Raw genomic sequence first — 19,214 nt, 5'->3', positions numbered from 1 at the left:
AAATCTTTTTTTATGCTATTATCTATTCATCCTGTAAATCCCCAGGCCAGAATTGTGAAGCAGGTTACTGAATGTTTGAAAGATGGGGGAATAATTATTTACCCTACAGACACCATCTATGGACTGGGATGCGACATTCATCATCCTAAAGCGGTGGAAAGAATTTGCCGGATTAAAAAAATTGATCCGAAAAAATCGCAGCTTTCGTTTATCTGCCGCGATCTAAGCCACCTCAGTGATTATACGAAAAGTATTGATACACCACTGTACAGGATGCTGAAAATGTATCTTCCCGGCCCTTATACTTTTATTTTGCCGGCCAGCAAGCAAGTGCCAAAAATTTTGAAAAGTAAAAAAGAAACTATTGGTTTACGTGTGCCCAATAACGTTATTTGCCAAACTATTCTTCAGCAGCTTGACAATCCGATTCTTAGCGCATCCCTTCCGGGCGAAATGGTGGAAGAGCTTACAGATCCCGAAATAATTTATGCAACCTTTGGAAACCTGGTAGATATTGTAATTGACGGAGGCCCCGGGGGGATTATTCCATCTACTATTATAGATTGCACTACCGACGATTGGATGGTACTTCGTGAAGGTTTGGGAGAATGGGCCGCATAATTGGTTGTTGAACAGGGGAGCAAAGCCGATTCCATCAGCAACTTACAGCAGACAAACAAATAACCATTTTTTTATTTTAATCCATGCACAATACTTCTTCACTTTCAAAGACCGGCCAGATATTAAAGCTTTTGCGGTGATACCGGCATAATCCGTGTGCTTCTATAGCAGTCCTGTGTTCGCGCGTACCATAGCCTTTATTTTTGTTCCAGTAATACATGGTATATTTTTCATGAAGATTTTCCATATACTCATCACGGTAGCATTTTGCCAACACGCTTGCCGCGGCAATGGAGGCGTAGATGCCGTCGCCTTTTATAATGCATTGATGGGGCAATTGTTTATATCTTTTAAACCGGTTTCCATCTACCAAAAGCAATTCAGGCGTGCGTTTCAGCTTATTCAAAGCAAGATGCATCGCCTTAAAAGAGGCCTGTAATATATTAATACGATCAATCTCCGTATTTGAAACACTTGCTACAGAAAATGCATAACATTCTTGTTCAATCACAGGCCTTAATTCATTTCGCTGTTCCCTGGTAAGCTCTTTTGAATCATTTAATAAGGGATGATAAAAAGATTTCGGAAGAATGACAGCGGCCGCATATACAGGCCCGGCATAGCATCCCCTGCCTACCTCATCCACACCGGCTTCAAGAAATTTATTATGAAAAAAAGGAAGCAGCAAATCAGAAAAATTTGTTCAAAAGTAGCGATCACTTTTAATTAAGCATTCATTAAGTTTTCAACATGTAATTTTAAAAGCATCTAAATAGGAAAGCTATGCCGCTCATGGCTACCTTTGAAGGGTCTATTTTATTTATAAGAGAAATCCAAAATCACAAAACCAGAATCGATGGCTGAGATCATATTGAAAAAAACAAACAGGAATATTGCTATATGGCTTTATATCGGCGTAGGCATGCTGGTAATTCAAATTGTATTGGGCGGCATTACCCGGCTTACAGAATCCGGGTTGAGCATCACTGAATGGAATCCGATAACAGGTGCGCTTCCGCCACTGAATCACGCTGATTGGGTTACCGAATTTTCAAAATATAAAAGCACTGACCAATTCCGCCACATCCACGCGGATTTTTCTTTAAGCGATTTTAAAAGAATATTTTTCTGGGAATGGTTGCACCGCAACTGGGCGCGATTAATGGGCCTGGTATTCCTGGTAGGATTTTTTTATTTCCTCATTAAAAAACAATTTAAAAAAGACATGATCATCCCGTTTGTGATTTTGTTTTTACTGGGAATGATACAGGGGGCCATTGGCTGGATAATGGTGGCCAGCGGCCTCGTGCCAGATCGCCTCTTTGTGGATCATGTAAAATTAGCCACCCATTTTATGGCAGCCCTGGTATTGTTGTGTTATACTTTTTGGTTTGCCTTAAGCATCTCTGTTCCGTCTGCGATGAAAAATTATAACTGGCAGCTTCGCAATATTACCTGGGTCATTTTGATTGTTCTTTTTTTTCAATTAATATATGGTGCATTTATGGCAGGCTTGCATGCTGCAACATCCGCGCCCACGTGGCCTACTATTAACGGGCAATGGCTGCCGGATTCTATAAACAGACTATCGCCGGGGTGGAAAAATTTTTTAGATAACAGGATTATGGTGCAGTTTATTCATCGTGGATTTGCCTATACGCTTTTGGTACTGGTAGTTATCTGGACAGTATATGCAAGAAAGTTCAGGGGAAGCGCGTTATTCTCCAGAACAAAATTTCTACCTATGTTTCTGGTTTCGTTGCAGGTGCTGCTGGGCATTGGAACCGTACTTACCTCACCCTACGGCGATAATTTGGTTTGGTTTGGCGTTGCTCACCAATTCGTAGCCATTATTTTTTTAATGTCAATAGTCTTTATGATGTACATCCTCAGGCCGGCTATCGTAGAACAAAACTTTTTTTAAGGATTGGAAATAATAATAAATGAAAAAGATATTTCACAATTTTTATTATTCTTTCCCGATTCAGTTATTGCTGCTTCATTTCCGGAAATCACAGGTATTATTAATACTATGGCTAATATTGTTTCTCACGATTTCCGGTTATTTCATGGGTTCTTTCGGAGCCAATACGTTATTTCTTGCTCCTGAATATTTGGGAACGGTAAATATGGCAGGCGCTGCTATCACCGGTGTGGCTGCAGGCGTTTTTATCATGAGCTGGAACATTACAACATTCATTTTACACAGCGGAAGATTCCGGTTTTTAGCTACAAGCTCCAAGCCTTTTTTAAAGTACTGCCTGAACAACGCCATCATCCCTGCTTCATTTTTAATCCTTTACTTCGTGGAGGCTTTGTATTTTGACAAGGTAAAAGAATTGATTCCAATGAAGCAATTTCTATTGATTGCTTTTGGATTTACAGGCGGATTTTCCCTGCTGCTTTTAATTTCATTCCTGTATTTCTTCGGAGCTGACAGAACCATTATAAGAACTTTGCCCACAGTTTTAACAGATTTGGATGAAAACAAAATACCCGAAACGCCTGAAGAAAAAGTGGTGTCAGATGATTTTGGGCTGCCTGTAAAAAATTACCTGAGCATTAGATTTAAAGTAAAAAAAGTAAGGCCTGTAAATCATTACAGCCAAAATTTTTTAGACGTAATTTTTAAACGGCATCATTTTTCGGCAATGCTGTCCGTTTTTTTGGCGTTTATTTTTATGGTGTTTATTGCCTTTTTTCTTGACAATCGTTTTTTCCAGATTCCTGCATCAGCAAGCATTCTTTTATTTTTCGCCATCCTGATATCTGTGATGGGAGCGCTTTCTTATTTTTTAAGAAGCTGGAGTTTGCTATTCGTTATTTTTCTTTTTACGGTGTTGAACATTCTTTACCAATACGATGTGATAGATCCGCGAAATAAAGCATATGGCCTTGATTACTCAAAAAAACACAGGCCGGAATATTCATTAAAAAGCCTGCAAGCGCTAAGCACGCCCGCAAAAATAGAAGCTGATAAAGCAAACATGATTTACATACTCAATCACTGGAAGCAAAACCAGCATGAGGAAAAGCCGCTGATGGTACTCTTTAATTTCAGCGGCGGCGGCGTTAGAAGCGCAGCATTTTCAATGAGTGTATTGCAGGAATTGGATAGCATAACCGGAGGCGGGATAATGAAAAAAACAACGCTCATGACCGGGGCTTCAGGAGGGATGCTTGCGGCCGCCTACTTTAGGGAGTTATACAGGCTACAATTGAATGGCGCCCGCATTGATCTTCTAAACAAAAAATATCTTGACAATATTTCAAAGGACTTACTCAACCCGGTTTTTTCGTCTTTGATAACGCGGGACCTGATTTCCCCTTCGCAAAAATTTTCGTATGGCCACTACCGTTATGTTAAAGATCGCGGATATGCATTTGAAGAAAAACTGAATTACAATACGGATTTTGTTTTAGACAAGCCACTCGGCTTTTATGCAAAAGATGAAAGGCAGGCAAAGATTCCTTTACTGATATTGAATTCAACAATTACAAGGGATTTTAAAAAAATGATGATATCATCCCAGCCTATCAGCTTTATGATGCAATCGCCTTTGCGGGATTCCGCTTCGCTGGTCACCGGCCCGGACGCAATTGATTTTGCTGCATTTTTTAAGCACAAAGATCCAATGAACTTGAGACTGCTGACCGCGCTGAGAATGAATGCCACATATCCGTATGTACTACCCGCGGTATGGCTTCCTTCCAGCCCTATCATTGATGTGATGGACGCCGGGCTGCGCGACAATTCGGGCGCCGAAACCTCTTATCGTTTTTTAAATGTTTTTAAAGATTGGATCAATGAAAATACGCGCGGTGTATTATTAATCCAGGTAAGGTCAAGAAAAAAAGGTAGCTGGGATAAGGGATATAAAACCGGTGGCATTTCGGAAATAATTACCAATCCTTTTACGATGATGCAAACCAATTGGTTTACGCTCCAGGATTATTTCCAGGACGATGAATTTTTGTACCTCAAATCATCTTTTGGCGATAAGCTTCAGCGCGTTTCTTTTATGTATGTGCCGAAAACTTTAGAGGGAGAGGCTCCATTGAATTTTCACTTAACGGCAAGTGAAAAAAAGGAGGTTAGCGCTTCATTGCTCAGGGAAAATAATATGAAAGCGTTGCGACAGGTAGAAAACATTTTAGGGCCCGCATCAAAGGCGGAGAATTAAATATCAAAACCATCCTCTTTTTTTGAAAATCCAAATCATCCAAATTGGAATAATCAACATTAATCCAACAGCGATAAAAAAGCCATAAGGATTATGAAGCCAGGGAATTTTTACGAAGTTCATTCCAAAAATACCACCGATAACGGTAGCTGGCGCCAAAAGACAGGTAACTACGGCCATCACTTTCATCACCTCATTCATTTTCAGGTTTACGTTGCTTAAATACAAATCCTGCAGGTTAATCATCATATCGCGATAGTTCTCTGCCAGTTCATTTGCCTGCACAATATGGTCATAAATATCTTTAAAATAGCGCTCCGTTTTTTCTTCAATCAGGTCCGTTTCACTCCGCAGGATTCCGTTAATCATTTCCCTGACAGGCGAAATATTTCTTTTTAAAAAAATCAATTCTTTTCTCAGGTAATTAATCTTTGCGAGTGTGCGCGTATCAGCCCTGTGAATAATATCTTCTTCGAGGCCTTCTATTTTTTCGCCCAATTTTTCCATTACCACAAAATATTTATCAACAATCAGATCAATAAGCGAATAAAACAAGTAGTCTGATTTTGCTTCTCTTACCTTGCTTCCCTTCACCTTGATCTTTTGTCGCAAAAGATCAAAGACATCCCTTGTTGCATCTTCCTGGAAGCTAATCACAAAATTTTTTCCGAGAACAATGCTAATCTGCTCACTTTCTACAGAAATATTATTTTGGTTCAGGTAAAGCATATTAAGCAGGCAATAGATAAGATGGTTCAATTCATCCATTTTGGGCCGTTGCCCCGAACTTAAAATGTCTTCAGCAATGAGCGGGTGAATACCAAAATGATCACAGATGCGATCAATGTCAGCCTTTTTAAGGCCGTCGAGATTTATCCATACATTTTTTGAACTATTAAGATAGGTAAAGGTTTCTTCAATAGAATTCAATTGCCGGCAGTCCACCTCACCCCGCTCATACTCATACACGAATATTATTGTTTTCTCCGGCTCCTGCCTTAAAGGAGCGATAGTAGGATTTACCTGCAGCACCTTTTTGGTGATTAGCCTCTCCAAAGGTTTTATGAATGATAAATAACCGTCGGTTTTCATAACAAATTTTTTATAGCAAGAAAAGGCTTAGTGTTTGATACGGACAGAATCTATTTCTATTACCGACTTAGGAATGCTGCTTGCCCAGATATCGCGATAAATTTTCCAATTGCCGGATTCCTGTTGCCAAAGGGCGATATAAGAACCTTTGTCGGTTTGTTTGCCTTTGCTGTTTAAAAATAAATAGGATCCTTCTTCTACAAGTATTGAGCTGTCGCCCCAGATATTAGCCGAAGTTAATTTTACGGTGGTGGAACCTGACGCGATGAGATCTGAAAAATAATGGCCGATATCTTTTCTTCCTTCAATGGGCTCCCGATTTGCCAGGATAAGACGCGCATTGGTAGTGAATGATTGCGCCATTTCGGCCGAATCATTTGCTTTATACGATTTAATGAAATGCTGATTAGACTGCAAAATAGAAGCTTCAGCCTGTTTAATATCAAAGGCGGATGCAGATTTTTCTATTTCCATTTTGTCCTGCTGACTGCATGAAAAGATTAAAATTGATATCAAAGGAAGCAGAAAACCACGTATAATTTTAACCATCATTTAAAAGAAAATTAAGGATTTCAAAAAGAGTACTAAAGGTAAAATGAACCACTTTAAAAAAGCGCTATTAATTTTTTAGCGTTTTCAAAATCTTCTGGAGTATCGATAGAAACCGGACTTTCATCAGTAAGTACCATTTTTATTTTAATTCCATTTTCTAAATAACGAAGCTGCTCCAGCTTCTCGATTTTTTCAAGTGGTGTTGGTTTCATACAGGTAAATTTCATTAGGGCATCTTTTCTAAATGCATAGATGCCGATATGTTTATAATAGCGTGCAGCAATATTTTTGTCTCGATGATAAGGAATTACGCTTCTTGAAAATAACAGGGCACTATTGTTTTGATCCACCACTACTTTTACGTGATTAGGATTGTTGATTATTTGTTCGTTTACTATAGGATACATAAGCGACGCCACTTCGGTTTCTTTATTGTCATCGCCCTCAAAGACTTGTAAGAGGTTTTCCAACAGGGACTTTTTTACAAAAGGCTCGTCGCCCTGAACGTTTACCACAAGGTCAACTTCCAAATCAGCTACAGCTTCTGCAATCCGGTCGCTGCCGCTTTCGTGTTCTTTTTTGCTCATCACCGCATGTCCTCCGTTGGTAACTATTTCATCAAAAATGATATTGCTGTCTGTGACTACAATTACATCGTCGAACAGTAGAGTGGCCGCGGTATTTTCGTAAGTATGTCGGATGATAGACTTGCCGCCAAGTATTTGCATCAGCTTTCCATGAAAACGGGTGGCAGCATAACGGGCAGGTATAAACGCAATTTTTTTCATCAGTTTTGATTTGGCATTATTTCATCCGGTTCCGTGCCGGAAACAAATACTTCGGGCAGCGTTTCACTTTCATATTTGCAGCTTGAACATTGATAAATATTTTTGGCGGAAACAGCATAGCTTCCCAAAAGCCACGTTAACACGGCGGTGGCTAAATTGCTGGCGGTTTGTTTCGGAACCAGTTCGATGGTGCGGTTGCCACAATGGGGACAAACGGCCGATTGACGATACTCGTCGTCGAAATTTTTCAATAAACCCTTCGCTTCTTCCAACTGCTGATTACTTACAATCAATTTAATACCGCCAACTGCATTGGATAAAACCGGATCCACCGTCACAGTAAATTCATCCCTCAAAAAACAATCAATGCCTTCAGATCTGAGCCGGGTTAGAATAATATGAGCATTAAAATAATTTTGAAAAGTACGTATGATGACGAAATTCATTAATCAGGATTTGAATGAATTAAAAATACAGAAGTTGTCTGATATAAAGTGAAATCAAAAATTAAAGGAATGTTGAAATAAAAAACGGAATTGAAAAACAACTCCGCTAATCTATTCAATGATATCAGTTTTTTAATTATTCAACATCAGCGGCATTACCAACATCAGCAGCTCTTCGTTTTTTTCTTGTTCTGTTGGCTTGATAATTCCAGCTTTGGTGGGGGTGCTTAATTCAATTACAATCTCTGGCGTATCGGCAGCGCTTAGCATTTCTATCAAAAATTTTGCATTAAAAGCAATTTGCATATCTTCTCCGTTATATTGACAAGCCATTCTTTCATTTCCTTCAAAACTAAAATCCACATCCTGGGCGGAAAGCTGTAATTCGCTGCCGGTAATAGAAAGCGCCACCTGGTTTGTGCTTTTGTTACTAAATACATTGATTCTGCGCAAGGCATTTTGAAAATCATTTTTGTTCAGTGTCAGCTTATATGGATTGTCTGAAGGAATTACGACTTTATAATCCGGAAATCTTGCATCAATCAAACGACACACTAATTGTATCTCACCTTGTTTTACAAACAGATGATTTTCATTATAGGAAATGGTTAATTGCTCGTCCGTATTTGGCAGTACATTTTTTAAAAGATTCAGTGGTTTCTTCGGCACAACGAAGGATACCTTTTCCGGAGAAGAAACATCGGTGCGGGAAAACCTTACGAGGCGATGCGCATCAGTAGCAACGGTGGTGATTCTGTTTGAGGTCAGCTCAAAAAATATTCCGGTCATTGCCGGGCGCAGTTCATCGGTGCTGGTAGCAAAAATGCATTTATTAATGGCTGTAACCAAGGCTGATGAAGGCATTGAGATTGATTCGGCGGTTTCCGGCAAAGGCTCTTTCGGGAAATTATCGGCGTTTTCGCCCATCACTTTATATTTCCCATTATCACTCGTGATTTCAATTCCGTTGTTCTTATCAATATTAAAAGTAAGAGGCTGTTCAGCTATATTTTTTAAAGAATCATGCAGAATTTTTGCAGGAATGCAGACACGGCCGCCTTCTTTGGCTTCCACCTCCATCTGAATTTTCATAACAGTTTCCAGGTCCGTGCCCACAATGGTAAGTTTATTGTTTTCTATTTCAAAAAGAAAGTCTTCCAGTATAGGCAAAACAGTATTTGCGCTGATAACGCCATTTATTTGCTGAACATGCTTTAATAATTGAGAAGAGGAAACAATGAACTTCATAAAAAATGTTTAGTGCCAAAGATAAAAGATTCACATTAATGATAAGAAATAAAAATCGCTATGTAAATGAATTATGAAACATAAAACCGATAAATTTTTTGTCATGCTTGCGCTGAAAAATTTGCCCTGAATCTTATTTAATTTTTTCTTTGCGCAATTCTTTTCTGTAGCTAAAAAAATTGCTGATGGTTAGAGCAATATATAATGCCATCATTACAAGCTGAACCCAGATATTGGTTTGGCCTGCTTTTGAACCGGGCGTGGCCAAATAAATGATTTGTATAATTATGAGCAATAATCCAGTCAAAACAGCAATCAGATACCAATTCTTTTTTTTCATTTTTCAATTTTCATTTATAAAAAATAAAATTACAGTCTTTAAATGTGGAAATTAGAAAAACGGCGTACAAATTCCTTTATGAATCTTTAAACCTATTTTTGTAATAACAAAAACCTTATGGAAGTAAAAACGAACAAAATCGCTTTGCTGGTGGATGGCGATAATGCACAATCAAAAATGATGGACCTGGTCCTTGAAGAAGCTTCAAAATACGGAAAAGTTACCATCCGGAGGGTTTACGGCGATTGGACTACGCAACACATGAATCACTGGAAAAGCCAGTTGAACGAAATGGCGTTTAACCCGATTCAAAAATTTTCATACACCACGGGCAAAAATTCGACAGACAGCGCTTTAATTATAGACGCTATGGATATTTTGCATGCAGATTTGGTGGACGGATTTTGTATCGTTTCAAGCGACAGTGATTATACAGGATTGGCCAAGAGAATCAGGGAGGCCGGTATTTTTGTGATGGGCATCGGCGAAGAAAAAACACCTTCTGCCTTTGTGAAATCATGTGAAATTTTCACGTATGTTGAAAATCTTGAGCCCAAAAATGAGCCGGCAGAAACAGCAGAAAAAAAAGAAAAAGCAAAATCTCAAAAACCAAAATCAACTTCTAACGTAAATAAAAAGCTTATAAGTAAGGCGTATGATATGAGCATTAATGAAAGCAATGAAGCTTATATCTCCACCTTAGGAATTAATCTCAGAAAATTAGATCCGAGTTTTGATGTGCGAACTTTTGGCTGCAAAACACTCACCCAGTTTTTTTCCAAACTTCCTGGATTCGTAGTGGTGGATAACGTAGTAAATGGTTTGAATAATCCGCTCATCAAAAAAGAAGATCACCGGAAAGCAAGATAAAAAAGAGCATTAAAAGTTCGTTTACTATTACCAAAGTTGCCGGGGAGCATCAAAATTCAGAGATCGGGTGGGTTGTCTTTCCAATTCCACAAATAACGGCTCGCATAAGTCCGGTACGGGCTCCATTTCAAAGAAATTTTTTCAATTTTTTGCATCAGCAACTTTTTCTCGGTTTCTTTGATGCCATACAGCTTGATAACGCCTTGTTTAAGGCCGAGATCATCCATTGCGAAAACATCTTCGCGCCCGAGTGTGAACATCAGTATCATTTCAACGGTCCATTTTCCTACTCCTTTAATTTGCGTAAGCAATGCAATCACGTCTTCGTTATTCATTTTGTACAATTGGGCATCTGTGATCTTGTTTTCAATAAAAAACCGGCAGACATTGTGAACATAAGAGGCCTTGGCATTTGAAAAGCCAATGCCTCTAAATGTTTCCGCCGGGGTATCGATAATTTGTTGGGCTGTTGGTTCTTTGCCATCAAACAATTCAAGAAACCTGTTATACAATACTTTAGCCACCGTGGTGCTTAGCTGCTGGCTTAATATAGAAGAGCATAAACGCAGATACACCTTTTTCCTTTTTTGTAAAATAAAAGGCGGTTGCGATTCAATTAATACTTTCAATTTTTTATCCTTTGAAAGATGACCAATATGATCACCGATACTATTTTTAATCATTAAAATTCTTTTTACTATTTTTTTGCTTCGGGGCCTTTGCTTTTTATCCCCACAGGATTTTCTTCTTCATGCAGTGGAGATATTGGTACGGAGTTAAATTCGTTGCGATAAATTTTTACGAGCACGATAAAGTAACTTATAAGCAACGGCCCAAATACAAGCCCGAGAAACCCAAACATTCCAACGCCTACAATAATTCCAAATATCGTGATTAAGGGATGTACGTTTCCGATTTTTCGCAGTAAGGTGATGCGTGCCACGTAATCTACATTAGTAAGTATGGCAAGAGAATAAATACCGAGGCCAAAGCCTTGCCATGTGTGGCTGCTGGCAAATAAATAAATGGTAAGAGGAACCCAAATAATGCCTGTGCCTACTATGGGAATCAGGGAAGCAACCCCTGTAAGAAATCCCCAAACCGCTACATCCTTAATTCCAAAAATGAAATAACCCAAAGCGGCAACAAACCCCTGTATTACTGCCAGCAGAGGAATTCCAATAGCGTTAGCCCTAATAATTATATCGGTTTCAGTGCTTAATATTTCACGGTTTTTATTTTTTAAAGGCATCATTTCCTCCAGATATTTATCCGTCGCCCGCCCATGAATCAACATATAGTACAATACAAAAAACATTAAAAGCAAATTCGTTACAAAATTGGCTGTTCCGGTTAAAAGCATAGGAACCCTGGAGGCAAGGTTTTTCATTACGGTTTGCAGGTTGTCGCCATTAATCAATTCGATACCTGTTGCATTTTGAATTTTTGCGGCAAATGTTTTCGCTGCTACCATCAGCTGCACCGGGTTATTAAAAAGCGCTACTACCTTAGGAACCAGGATAACGACAGCAAAATACACAGGCAAACAGATCAGTATGAGGTAAGCGAAAATGTAGAGCAAGGCTGTCAACTGGCGTCGCCACTTTTTCTTTTCGATTAAAAAAAAATAGGATTTTTTACTGAGGATGTATAAGGTGATAGAGCCTAGCACACCAGGAATAAAAATATAAAAATACCTGATGATAAGAACAGCTATCAATATGATAACTGCTAAAATCAGTATCTGGCGCAGGCGGTTGTTAAACTTATCCATTAATATAAAAATACTAATAAAAAAGTGTCGGTGGGAAAGTCTTTTAGGGAAGATTAAAAAGCTTTCATAAGGCAAATTGTATCATTGTTAGCGGGGCCCGGCAGATTAAAAATTTATTTTTTCCAAACCGACAAACCTTCGCTACAATTAGCGCAGATGTCAATGTTTTTACGGCTCGTAGTGATATCCTTCCGGAATTTTTTATAATTATTATTTTGCCATACTTCTTTAAAAGATTCTTTTTTTAAGTCGCCCAACTGGTGAGAGGCATCTTTATCAAAACAGCACGGTACTACTTTTCCGTCCCAGGTAATTACATTGGCTTCCCATAGCCTGGAACAATGATTTTGGAGCTTGTTTTTTGCAATATGATGTCCCTTTTTATCTTTCTTATACCGGCTGAATTTTTGATTCTCGGGAATCAATTGATTGGGATCATTTTCGTAGTCATATACCTGTGCTGTTTTAAACCGAACCTCATCCACTCCAACATCTTTAGCCAGTTTCTTTACATCTTCAATCTGGTGTTCGTTTGGTTTTACTACAAGGAACTGAAAAAACACAAAAGGAGTTTTGCTCTTTAATTGCTTTTTCCATTTTACAATATTTCTTGCTCCTTCGATCACCTTCTCAATATTTCCTTCGCGGCGATATTGTTCATAAACTTCCTGCGTAGTGCCATCCAATGAAATAATAAGCCTGTCAAGCCCGCTTTCTACCGTTTTTTTTGCCATTTCATCGGTTAGAAAATGACCGTTGGTCGACGTCGCAGTGTATAACCCTTTAGCAGAAGCATAAGAAACCATTTCCAGGAAATTCCTGTTTAAGTATGGTTCGCCCTGGAAATAAAAAATGAGATAAATAATATCCTTATAAACTTCATCTATCGTTTTGGTAAAAAAATCTTTTTTCAGCATGCCGCGCGCACGTGTAAATTGCCGCAATCCACTGGGGCATTCAGGGCATCTTAGATTACACGAAGTGGTCGGCTCAAAAGAAATAGAAACCGGCAGGCCCCATTGCACCGGTTTTTTAAAAAATAATGTGATATAATAACTGGAGTAAACTTTGGTCGCATTCCATAATCTTCGGGCCGTAAGCTTTGAAAAAAAATTTACAGCATCATTGTAATTCACCTTTGGCATACCTCAAAGATAACCGCTAAAATCGAATCGCTGTTTTACAATGGGTTTTGTGAAGTTGTATTGATGTCAGCAAGTGAAGAATCCTTATAAGCGAGTTGCATCAAACCTGGCTCATCGAAATTAAGTTTGCGATGGAGAAATTTATGATAATTAGCAGAGATTACGTTTAGGGCTATAAATTTCATCACAAAAAGCCGTGTTTCTTTGGGAAGATATTGTTTTACATCCCAGAAATCGGGATCAGAAACATTTGCTTTTTTAATAGCTGATCTTACGCCACCAGTGCCACAATTAAAAGCTGCTACCGCTAATAGCAGGTCATTATCGAAATAATCTAACTGATCACGAAAAAACTTAGCAGCAGCGACGGTTGATTTATCGAAATTTTTTCTTTCATCTACTTTTCCGGTCTTCAGGCCATAATCATGAGCTAACTCAGACATAAATTGCCAATACCCGACCGCTCCGGCGCTGGATACTGCATCTGCGTGGAAGTTAGATTCTAATGCCGGAAGCATCTGCAATTCTGTAGGAAGAGCAAATTCGGCAAAAATCTTTGCGGCCTTTGGGAAATAATTTTTTCCCCGGCTGAACATGTAAATGATAAAATCTCTTTGTTTGTGAGCGTATTTTTTTATATAAGCTGCACTTTCTTCCCTGTGCTCGCGCAGCACCGACGGATAAACAACCCTTGCGGGATTTTTAACCATTGTGGTAATTACTCCGGAAGAGTCCTCAGTAGAATCTGAATAATTAATATCGCCTTTGAATTCAATGATATTTTTAGCAGAAGTGGTAAAGCCAATTATAAAAAAAATTATAATCAACGTTAATAAGCTCTTTGATCGAATATTTTTCATAAAGAATTTTTTCTAGTCAAATAATTATTTCACGTAACAAAAACGCCTTCGAATAAATGGAAACCAGTTGTTTTTCTTAAAATAAGATGAATTTATATGTTGAATTTATGTGTTGAATTTATTGCTGATTACTGAATTGTGCAAAAACCATGCAAATTTAGCTTACACCCTCCTAAAATGCAAGCCGGAAATTAAGCATTCCCTTAATATGTCTGCCATCTTGGGTTAGCAATAAATTTAAACAAGTATTAACCAGTGCTTTAAAGAAAAAAGTGTTTTGATAAGTTTAACAAATTTGCCCGTCATTTTTCTAACAAATTTGTTTGCCCCTCTTTGAAAAGACCGCTTTTTTGAATTAGACTCTATACATCAAACCGGCTAAAATAAGCACAAAGGATGTCTGTATTGCGTTCAATAAAAAGGCCCCATGCATTTGCATAAGGGCCCCAACTAAACACCCAAAAAGCTTAGATATGCATCGTGAAGGTGAAAAAGGTTTCATTATCCGGGCTGAAGTTGTTCTGATAAGAAGCTGTGCGCTTGTTTAATTTTTCTAATTTTTGATTGATCTCGTCTTTTTCCTTTTGAAGAGAATCTTTTACCCTTTCCAATTCTTTTTTATTTGCTGACTTTACAGAATCCATTTTCTGTTCCATGGTTTTAAGCTGTTCATCCTGTACAGATTTTAATGAGTCAATATTGTGATGGTAACGGTATCCATCTTGTGAATTGTTGGTATTTGGAGAAGATGAATTATCGGACGAATTATCGTTCCAATTGCCATCGTTTAAGTTTGAACGCCTGCCCTCCAAATTGTAGAGACCGTCTTCTTTCATGATATATTTTTCTCCATATTCAAAATCGTAGTCATTCTCGTTATCATTGTTGTAAAAATACCAATCCCGGCCATCCCAGAATCCGCTAAACCTGACACGGTTTCCGTTCGAAAAGCTTTTATCAATTTTAATATAGTGCCCAACCGGAACAGCAATAGTTACTTCCACAAATTGATTGCGGAATTTATCTGTTGTATTGATAGTAATTGCCCTGTCCATCATTAGAACCGAATCTACCTGGCTTATGTTATAATTAATTTTTGAAAGCATGGTATCTGCCGCCCGTCTTGTTCTTCCGTTAGACATTTTTAGAATGCTCACCCTAAAGCTATCTGTTGGTGACTTTGTAATCCTGACTTTTACATTTCCTATAAAGGCAGTATCAGTTGAGCCATACGTGCCAAATGGCTCAAAATTAAACCAACCTATGCGTCGGTAATTTATATTCTGGAGAGGCTTAACTTCCAGGCTTTGTACCGTTGGATTTTGGAGGCTTACTACTTCCTCATTTAAGGAACTAATGTTTCTGAAATCGCGTCCTACTGATACAATCAGGCCGACAAAACAAACAATTCCCAAAAACCACAAGCTCAAAAACGACCAGCGCATTAGACGGTTTGATTTTCTGATACGGGCAAATCTTCTTATTATGAATGTAATAATACCTATTACGGGAACTGCGATAAAAAATATAAGGGTCCCCCATGCAAACAGATTTTGCCAGCCATCAGTGAGTACAAAGTTTTTTAGTGGAAATAATCCGATAGCTACAGTGGCGATGCCAAATAATGCGAAGATGACCACCAGGGCTACACATCCTAAAATGAAATACATAAAAATTTTAAGAAGCGTGATTATTATGTTGCCTAAGGCACCTGAGGTTTTGGTGGCAGCATGATGAATGTCGCGGCCCACAGATGCACCTTTTTCACCTGCTGTCTGCCCGGCTTCCATACCCATTTTGCCAATTTTTTCACCCATCTCTTTTCCCATTTTTCCTACTCTTTCGCCTACTTCCTGCATTTCTTTCAGCACGGAATTCTTAATTGAATTGAGGTCAATTTTTTCGCCCTTCATTTCCAGCTTTTCTGTGGTAGTAGTAGCTTCAGGAATTACCAGCCACAAAATAATGTATACGATAAAACTACCGGGGCTAAAAGAAAAGCTTAAAAAATGCGGAAAGGTAAACGGCCCAAAATGCCCCCATCTGAAGAAGAAAGTAATGAAAGGTATCAAAAAGATAAATCTCGGCAACCAGGGATTCACATCAAAATAGCTTCCGATTCCATTGCATACCCCTCCTAAAATCTTTCCATCAGGATTTCTATACAATCTTTTGCGCACGCCATTTTCAACCTGGCTGCTTCCGGGGACAAACATCCATAAAAGGATATACGCGAGAAATCCAATGCCGGAAACGATAAATACGATTCTCACTATTACGGGGTCAATTCCGAAATAAGCAGCAATACCGCTGCAGACGCCGCCCAGTATTTTATTATTTTCATCCCTGTAAAGGCGCTTTCCCTTCCAGCTCCAGTCGCCCTGGTAGGATCTGTGTGTTTTTGCGCTTTCAGGTTCACCTGCAAAATCTTCTTTCGAATCGCCCTTTTCGGCTTCTTCAAAATCCTCAGGACGGCCCATATTCCGGATGATGGCATTCACATCCTCATCCGTAATGCAGGTGCTACCCCCCTTTAAGCGCTCCTGGAAAAGCTCGCTTATACGGCTTTCTATGTCGTTGATGATTTCATCCCTTCCTTCTTCCTGGGCAAAATAGCGGCGCAGGCTCTCTATATATTGTTGCAGTAATTCATAAGAACTTTCTTCTATCGGCACTATCAATCCCTGGAAATTTATATTGATTACCTTTTTCATTTTAATTCTGTTTATTGGTTGTTAAGTTGTTTATTGCTCTTTGTTTTTGCTTGTGATAGTTTCAACCGCTCCTGCAAGTTCGAGCCATGTAGCTTCCAGTTCTTCGTAGAATTTTGCCCCTTTTTCTGTTAATGAAAAATATTTTCTTGGGGGGCCACTGTTGCTCTCTACCCAGCGGTAAGTTAAAAATTCAGCGTTTTTCAACCTGGTGAGTAACGGATATAATGTTCCTTCCAGGATATTAAGGTTGGCAGATTTCATGATGTCAATAATATCGCTCGGGTAAGCTTCGCCTAGCTTTATTATCGACAAAATGCAAAATTCCAAAACCCCTTTTCGCATCTGGCTTGCTGTGTTGTCAATATTCATTTTTCTGGATTTAAATCAGGAAACTTTTAATTTCAATACAAATATATGGTGTTTCACAATACTATGCAATACATGCTACCTGCTTTTTTCAGGTAGCTCACGCATTCAAGCAAGTAAAATTCCTTTCAAATCCTTTATGGCAAAGGGTTTCATTAGATTTTACAGAAAGATGGATTTTTATGAATGGAAAAAAAAAGATATAAATGGTAAATTGATTTTGCGGAAAAGAAAATAACAGATATTTGAAAATGCAAACTTTTATTTCTATACTGCGCGGCATTAATGTGAGCGGTCAAAAAAAAATCCTGATGGCCGACTTAAAAAAATTATATGAAAGTTTAAAATTTAGTGAGGTAAAAACCTATATACAAAGTGGGAATCTGGTTTTTAAAAGCGATTCAAAAATTTCGGACATACAACTGGCCAGGAAAATTGAAAAAGCTATTTCTACAAAATACAAATTTGAAGTTCCGGTGATTATCAGAACCAAAGAAGAGTTGGAAAAGATTCTGTCACAAAATTCTTTCACAAAAGAAAAGAATATTGATGTCAAAAAACTGCATGTTACTTTTCTTTCAGAAACACCTGACGGGGGAAAAATAGAGCAAATAAAAGAAGTAGATTTTTCTCCGGATCGATTTATAATTAAAGGCAAGGAAATTTATCTGCACATTCCTGGTAGCTATGGCGAGACTAAATTATCCAATAAATTTTTTGAAAATAAGTTAAAAGTCAGCGCTACTACACGAAACTGGAACACCGTGAATAAGCTGTGTGAAATGGCGCAGCAGTAAATTAATAAATAAAGCGGATTTTTATTTTGCCCCCCATCTAAACCATCTAAACTTTCTTAACCTCGTCTTTTAGTCTCCTTTAAAATCAGGGTTTCTCTTTTCGATAAATGCGGCAATACCTTCTTTAAAATCGTTGGTAGAAGCGGATTTCTGCTGCAATAAATCTTCAGTTTGTAATTGTTGTTCTAAATCCTGGTAAAAACTTTTGTTCAATGCTTCTTTGGTAAAAGCCAAAGCACGCGTGGCGGATTTTGATAATTGATTCGCAATTTTTTCTGCTTCAGCAACAATTCCATTATCTGGAAAACATTTATAAATCATCCCCATTTTTTCTGCTTCTGCTGCAGAAATTTTATCGCCGAGCATCATCAAGGCTGACGCTTTTTGAAACCCGATCAGCCGTGGCAAAAAGAAAGTGCCTCCGCAATCGGGGATCAGTCCAATTTTGCTAAAAGCCTGTATGAACGAAGCGCTTTCGGTAGCAATAACCACATCACAACATAAAGCAATATTGGCGCCGGCGCCGGCAGCGATTCCATTGACAACAGCCATTACTGGTTTGCTTAAATTTCTTATTTTTTTTATAATCGGATTATAATGTTCAGAAACAGCTTTATCTAATGGAGGAGCATTTTTGTCCAATACTTCTGCCAGATCCTGGCCGGAACTGAACGCTTTCCCTGCTCCCGAAATGCAAACACAGCGAACAGAAATATTTGTTTCACATTCATCCAGTCTATCCTGTAGCAATAAAGCCATTTCACGATTGAAGGCATTGTATTTCTCTGGCCGGTTTAAGGTGATGAACGCGATAGAATTTTTTATTTCAAAAAGGATGGAAGGCATAAAGGGAATTTGGAGTTGAGAAATAATTTTTCAGAAAGGTATTTAATGACATTTAAAATAATCAAAAGGCTCACAACAATTGTTGCATTGATAAAGGGCTTTACAGGACGTTGACCCAAACTGGCTAATCAATTGTGTGTTTAAAGAATGACAATGAGGGCATTCCACTTCCTGAGTTTCCAAATAATCTTTATCAAAAGATTTGCCGACCGGCGGAGCTATACCGAAAGCTTTTAATTTTTGTTTTCCTTCGTCAGTCATCCAATCGGTTGTCCATGCCGGAGAAAGCCGGTGCGTAATTTTTATATTTTTAAAACCATTTTCTGTAAGCGCCTGTTTAATGTTTGCACCAATAAAATCCATCGCAGGGCAACCGCTATATGTGGGTGTGATAATCACTTCCACCATTTCTTCATGAAATTTCACATCCCGCACAATTCCCAGGTCAACAATGGATATCACAGGAATTTCCGGGTCATTCACGGAACTCAAAATATTCCAGGCCTCGCATGTTTCAGAAAAGGCAGGAGGGTTACTATTTATTTTTTGTTCGTTCATTTTAATTTTTATT

General features: G+C 38.5%; 20 protein-coding genes. 5 read left to right on the top strand and 15 right to left on the bottom strand.

The window, feature by feature from the left end; genetic code table 11:
- Positions 1-12 precede the first annotated feature (12 nt).
- The gene (locus tag EFY79_RS11480) at positions 13-621 is read left to right on the top strand and encodes an L-threonylcarbamoyladenylate synthase (protein WP_123120844.1); all 609 of its coding nucleotides are present in this window, start codon (positions 13-15) and stop codon (positions 619-621) included.
- Positions 622-697: 76 nt separating this feature from the next.
- On the opposite strand, the gene EFY79_RS11475 is transcribed toward EFY79_RS11480, so the two are convergent.
- Positions 698-1,309: a ribonuclease HII gene (locus tag EFY79_RS11475; RefSeq protein WP_123120843.1), complete on the bottom strand. Its 612-nt coding sequence runs from the start codon at positions 1,307-1,309 to the stop codon at positions 698-700.
- A 168-nt stretch (positions 1,310-1,477) separates the two neighbouring features.
- Between EFY79_RS11475 and EFY79_RS11470 the strand changes: the two genes are divergently transcribed.
- Complete coding sequence (locus EFY79_RS11470) at positions 1,478-2,545, top strand: COX15/CtaA family protein (protein ID WP_123120842.1); 1,068 nt, start codon at positions 1,478-1,480, stop codon at positions 2,543-2,545.
- 19 nt (positions 2,546-2,564) lie between these two features.
- Positions 2,565-4,805: a patatin-like phospholipase family protein gene (locus EFY79_RS11465; RefSeq protein WP_123120841.1), complete on the top strand. Its 2,241-nt coding sequence runs from the start codon at positions 2,565-2,567 to the stop codon at positions 4,803-4,805.
- A gap of 3 nt (positions 4,806-4,808) precedes the next feature.
- On the opposite strand, the gene corA is transcribed toward EFY79_RS11465, so the two are convergent.
- From corA to EFY79_RS11435, 6 genes are all read right to left on the bottom strand, one after another.
- Positions 4,809-5,897 carry a magnesium/cobalt transporter CorA gene (corA, locus tag EFY79_RS11460; RefSeq protein ID WP_123120840.1) on the bottom strand — a complete coding sequence of 363 codons (1,089 nt, stop codon included), beginning with the start codon at positions 5,895-5,897 and terminating at the stop codon, positions 4,809-4,811.
- A 27-nt stretch (positions 5,898-5,924) separates the two neighbouring features.
- Entirely contained in the window at positions 5,925-6,449 is a 525-nt protein-coding gene (locus EFY79_RS11455) for a YybH family protein (protein WP_123120839.1), read from the bottom strand.
- 53 nt (positions 6,450-6,502) lie between these two features.
- Entirely contained in the window at positions 6,503-7,237 is a 735-nt protein-coding gene (gene kdsB / locus EFY79_RS11450; protein WP_123120838.1) for a 3-deoxy-manno-octulosonate cytidylyltransferase, read from the bottom strand.
- Complete coding sequence (locus EFY79_RS11445) at positions 7,237-7,683, bottom strand: putative signal transducing protein (protein WP_123120837.1); 447 nt, start codon at positions 7,681-7,683, stop codon at positions 7,237-7,239. Before EFY79_RS11445 ends, kdsB begins: the two co-directional genes overlap by 1 nt.
- A 132-nt stretch (positions 7,684-7,815) precedes the next feature.
- The gene (gene dnaN / locus EFY79_RS11440) at positions 7,816-8,931 is read right to left on the bottom strand and encodes a DNA polymerase III subunit beta (RefSeq protein WP_123120836.1); all 1,116 of its coding nucleotides are present in this window, start codon (positions 8,929-8,931) and stop codon (positions 7,816-7,818) included.
- Between the two features lie 133 nt (positions 8,932-9,064).
- Positions 9,065-9,271 carry a hypothetical protein gene (locus EFY79_RS11435; protein WP_123120835.1) on the bottom strand — a complete coding sequence of 69 codons (207 nt, stop codon included), beginning with the start codon at positions 9,269-9,271 and terminating at the stop codon, positions 9,065-9,067.
- Between the two features lie 117 nt (positions 9,272-9,388).
- Between EFY79_RS11435 and EFY79_RS11430 the strand changes: the two genes are divergently transcribed.
- On the top strand, positions 9,389-10,141 hold the full coding sequence (locus tag EFY79_RS11430; protein ID WP_123120834.1) for an NYN domain-containing protein: 753 nt from the start codon (positions 9,389-9,391) through the stop codon (positions 10,139-10,141).
- Between the two features lie 56 nt (positions 10,142-10,197).
- On the opposite strand, the gene EFY79_RS11425 is transcribed toward EFY79_RS11430, so the two are convergent.
- From EFY79_RS11425 to EFY79_RS11400, 6 genes are all read right to left on the bottom strand, one after another.
- Complete coding sequence (locus tag EFY79_RS11425; protein WP_123120833.1) at positions 10,198-10,824, bottom strand: DNA-3-methyladenine glycosylase family protein; 627 nt, start codon at positions 10,822-10,824, stop codon at positions 10,198-10,200.
- Between the two features lie 14 nt (positions 10,825-10,838).
- Complete coding sequence (locus EFY79_RS11420) at positions 10,839-11,915, bottom strand: AI-2E family transporter (protein WP_123120832.1); 1,077 nt, start codon at positions 11,913-11,915, stop codon at positions 10,839-10,841.
- 113 nt (positions 11,916-12,028) lie between these two features.
- Positions 12,029-13,060: a radical SAM/SPASM domain-containing protein gene (locus tag EFY79_RS11415; RefSeq protein WP_123120831.1), complete on the bottom strand. Its 1,032-nt coding sequence runs from the start codon at positions 13,058-13,060 to the stop codon at positions 12,029-12,031.
- A gap of 35 nt (positions 13,061-13,095) precedes the next feature.
- Complete coding sequence (locus tag EFY79_RS11410) at positions 13,096-13,920, bottom strand: lytic transglycosylase domain-containing protein (protein WP_123120830.1); 825 nt, start codon at positions 13,918-13,920, stop codon at positions 13,096-13,098.
- A gap of 467 nt (positions 13,921-14,387) precedes the next feature.
- Positions 14,388-16,634 carry a PspC domain-containing protein gene (locus EFY79_RS11405; RefSeq protein WP_123120829.1) on the bottom strand — a complete coding sequence of 749 codons (2,247 nt, stop codon included), beginning with the start codon at positions 16,632-16,634 and terminating at the stop codon, positions 14,388-14,390.
- 30 nt (positions 16,635-16,664) lie between these two features.
- Complete coding sequence (locus EFY79_RS11400) at positions 16,665-17,003, bottom strand: PadR family transcriptional regulator (protein WP_123120828.1); 339 nt, start codon at positions 17,001-17,003, stop codon at positions 16,665-16,667.
- A 248-nt stretch (positions 17,004-17,251) separates the two neighbouring features.
- Between EFY79_RS11400 and EFY79_RS11390 the strand changes: the two genes are divergently transcribed.
- A complete protein-coding gene (locus tag EFY79_RS11390) occupies positions 17,252-17,797 on the top strand; it encodes a DUF1697 domain-containing protein (RefSeq protein ID WP_123120826.1) in 546 nt (181 codons plus the stop codon).
- Positions 17,798-17,866: 69 nt separating this feature from the next.
- On the opposite strand, the gene EFY79_RS11385 is transcribed toward EFY79_RS11390, so the two are convergent.
- Entirely contained in the window at positions 17,867-18,643 is a 777-nt protein-coding gene (locus tag EFY79_RS11385; protein ID WP_123120825.1) for an enoyl-CoA hydratase-related protein, read from the bottom strand.
- Positions 18,644-18,685: 42 nt separating this feature from the next.
- Positions 18,686-19,201 carry a 1,2-phenylacetyl-CoA epoxidase subunit PaaD gene (paaD, locus tag EFY79_RS11380; RefSeq protein WP_123120824.1) on the bottom strand — a complete coding sequence of 172 codons (516 nt, stop codon included), beginning with the start codon at positions 19,199-19,201 and terminating at the stop codon, positions 18,686-18,688.
- Positions 19,202-19,214: the final 13 nt, after the last annotated feature.

It is taken from the genome of Hanamia caeni, from assembly GCF_003721595.1.
GTDB classification, from domain to species: domain Bacteria; phylum Bacteroidota; class Bacteroidia; order Chitinophagales; family Chitinophagaceae; genus Ginsengibacter; species Ginsengibacter caeni.
This window is presented reverse-complemented; position numbering and strand designations above follow the sequence as displayed.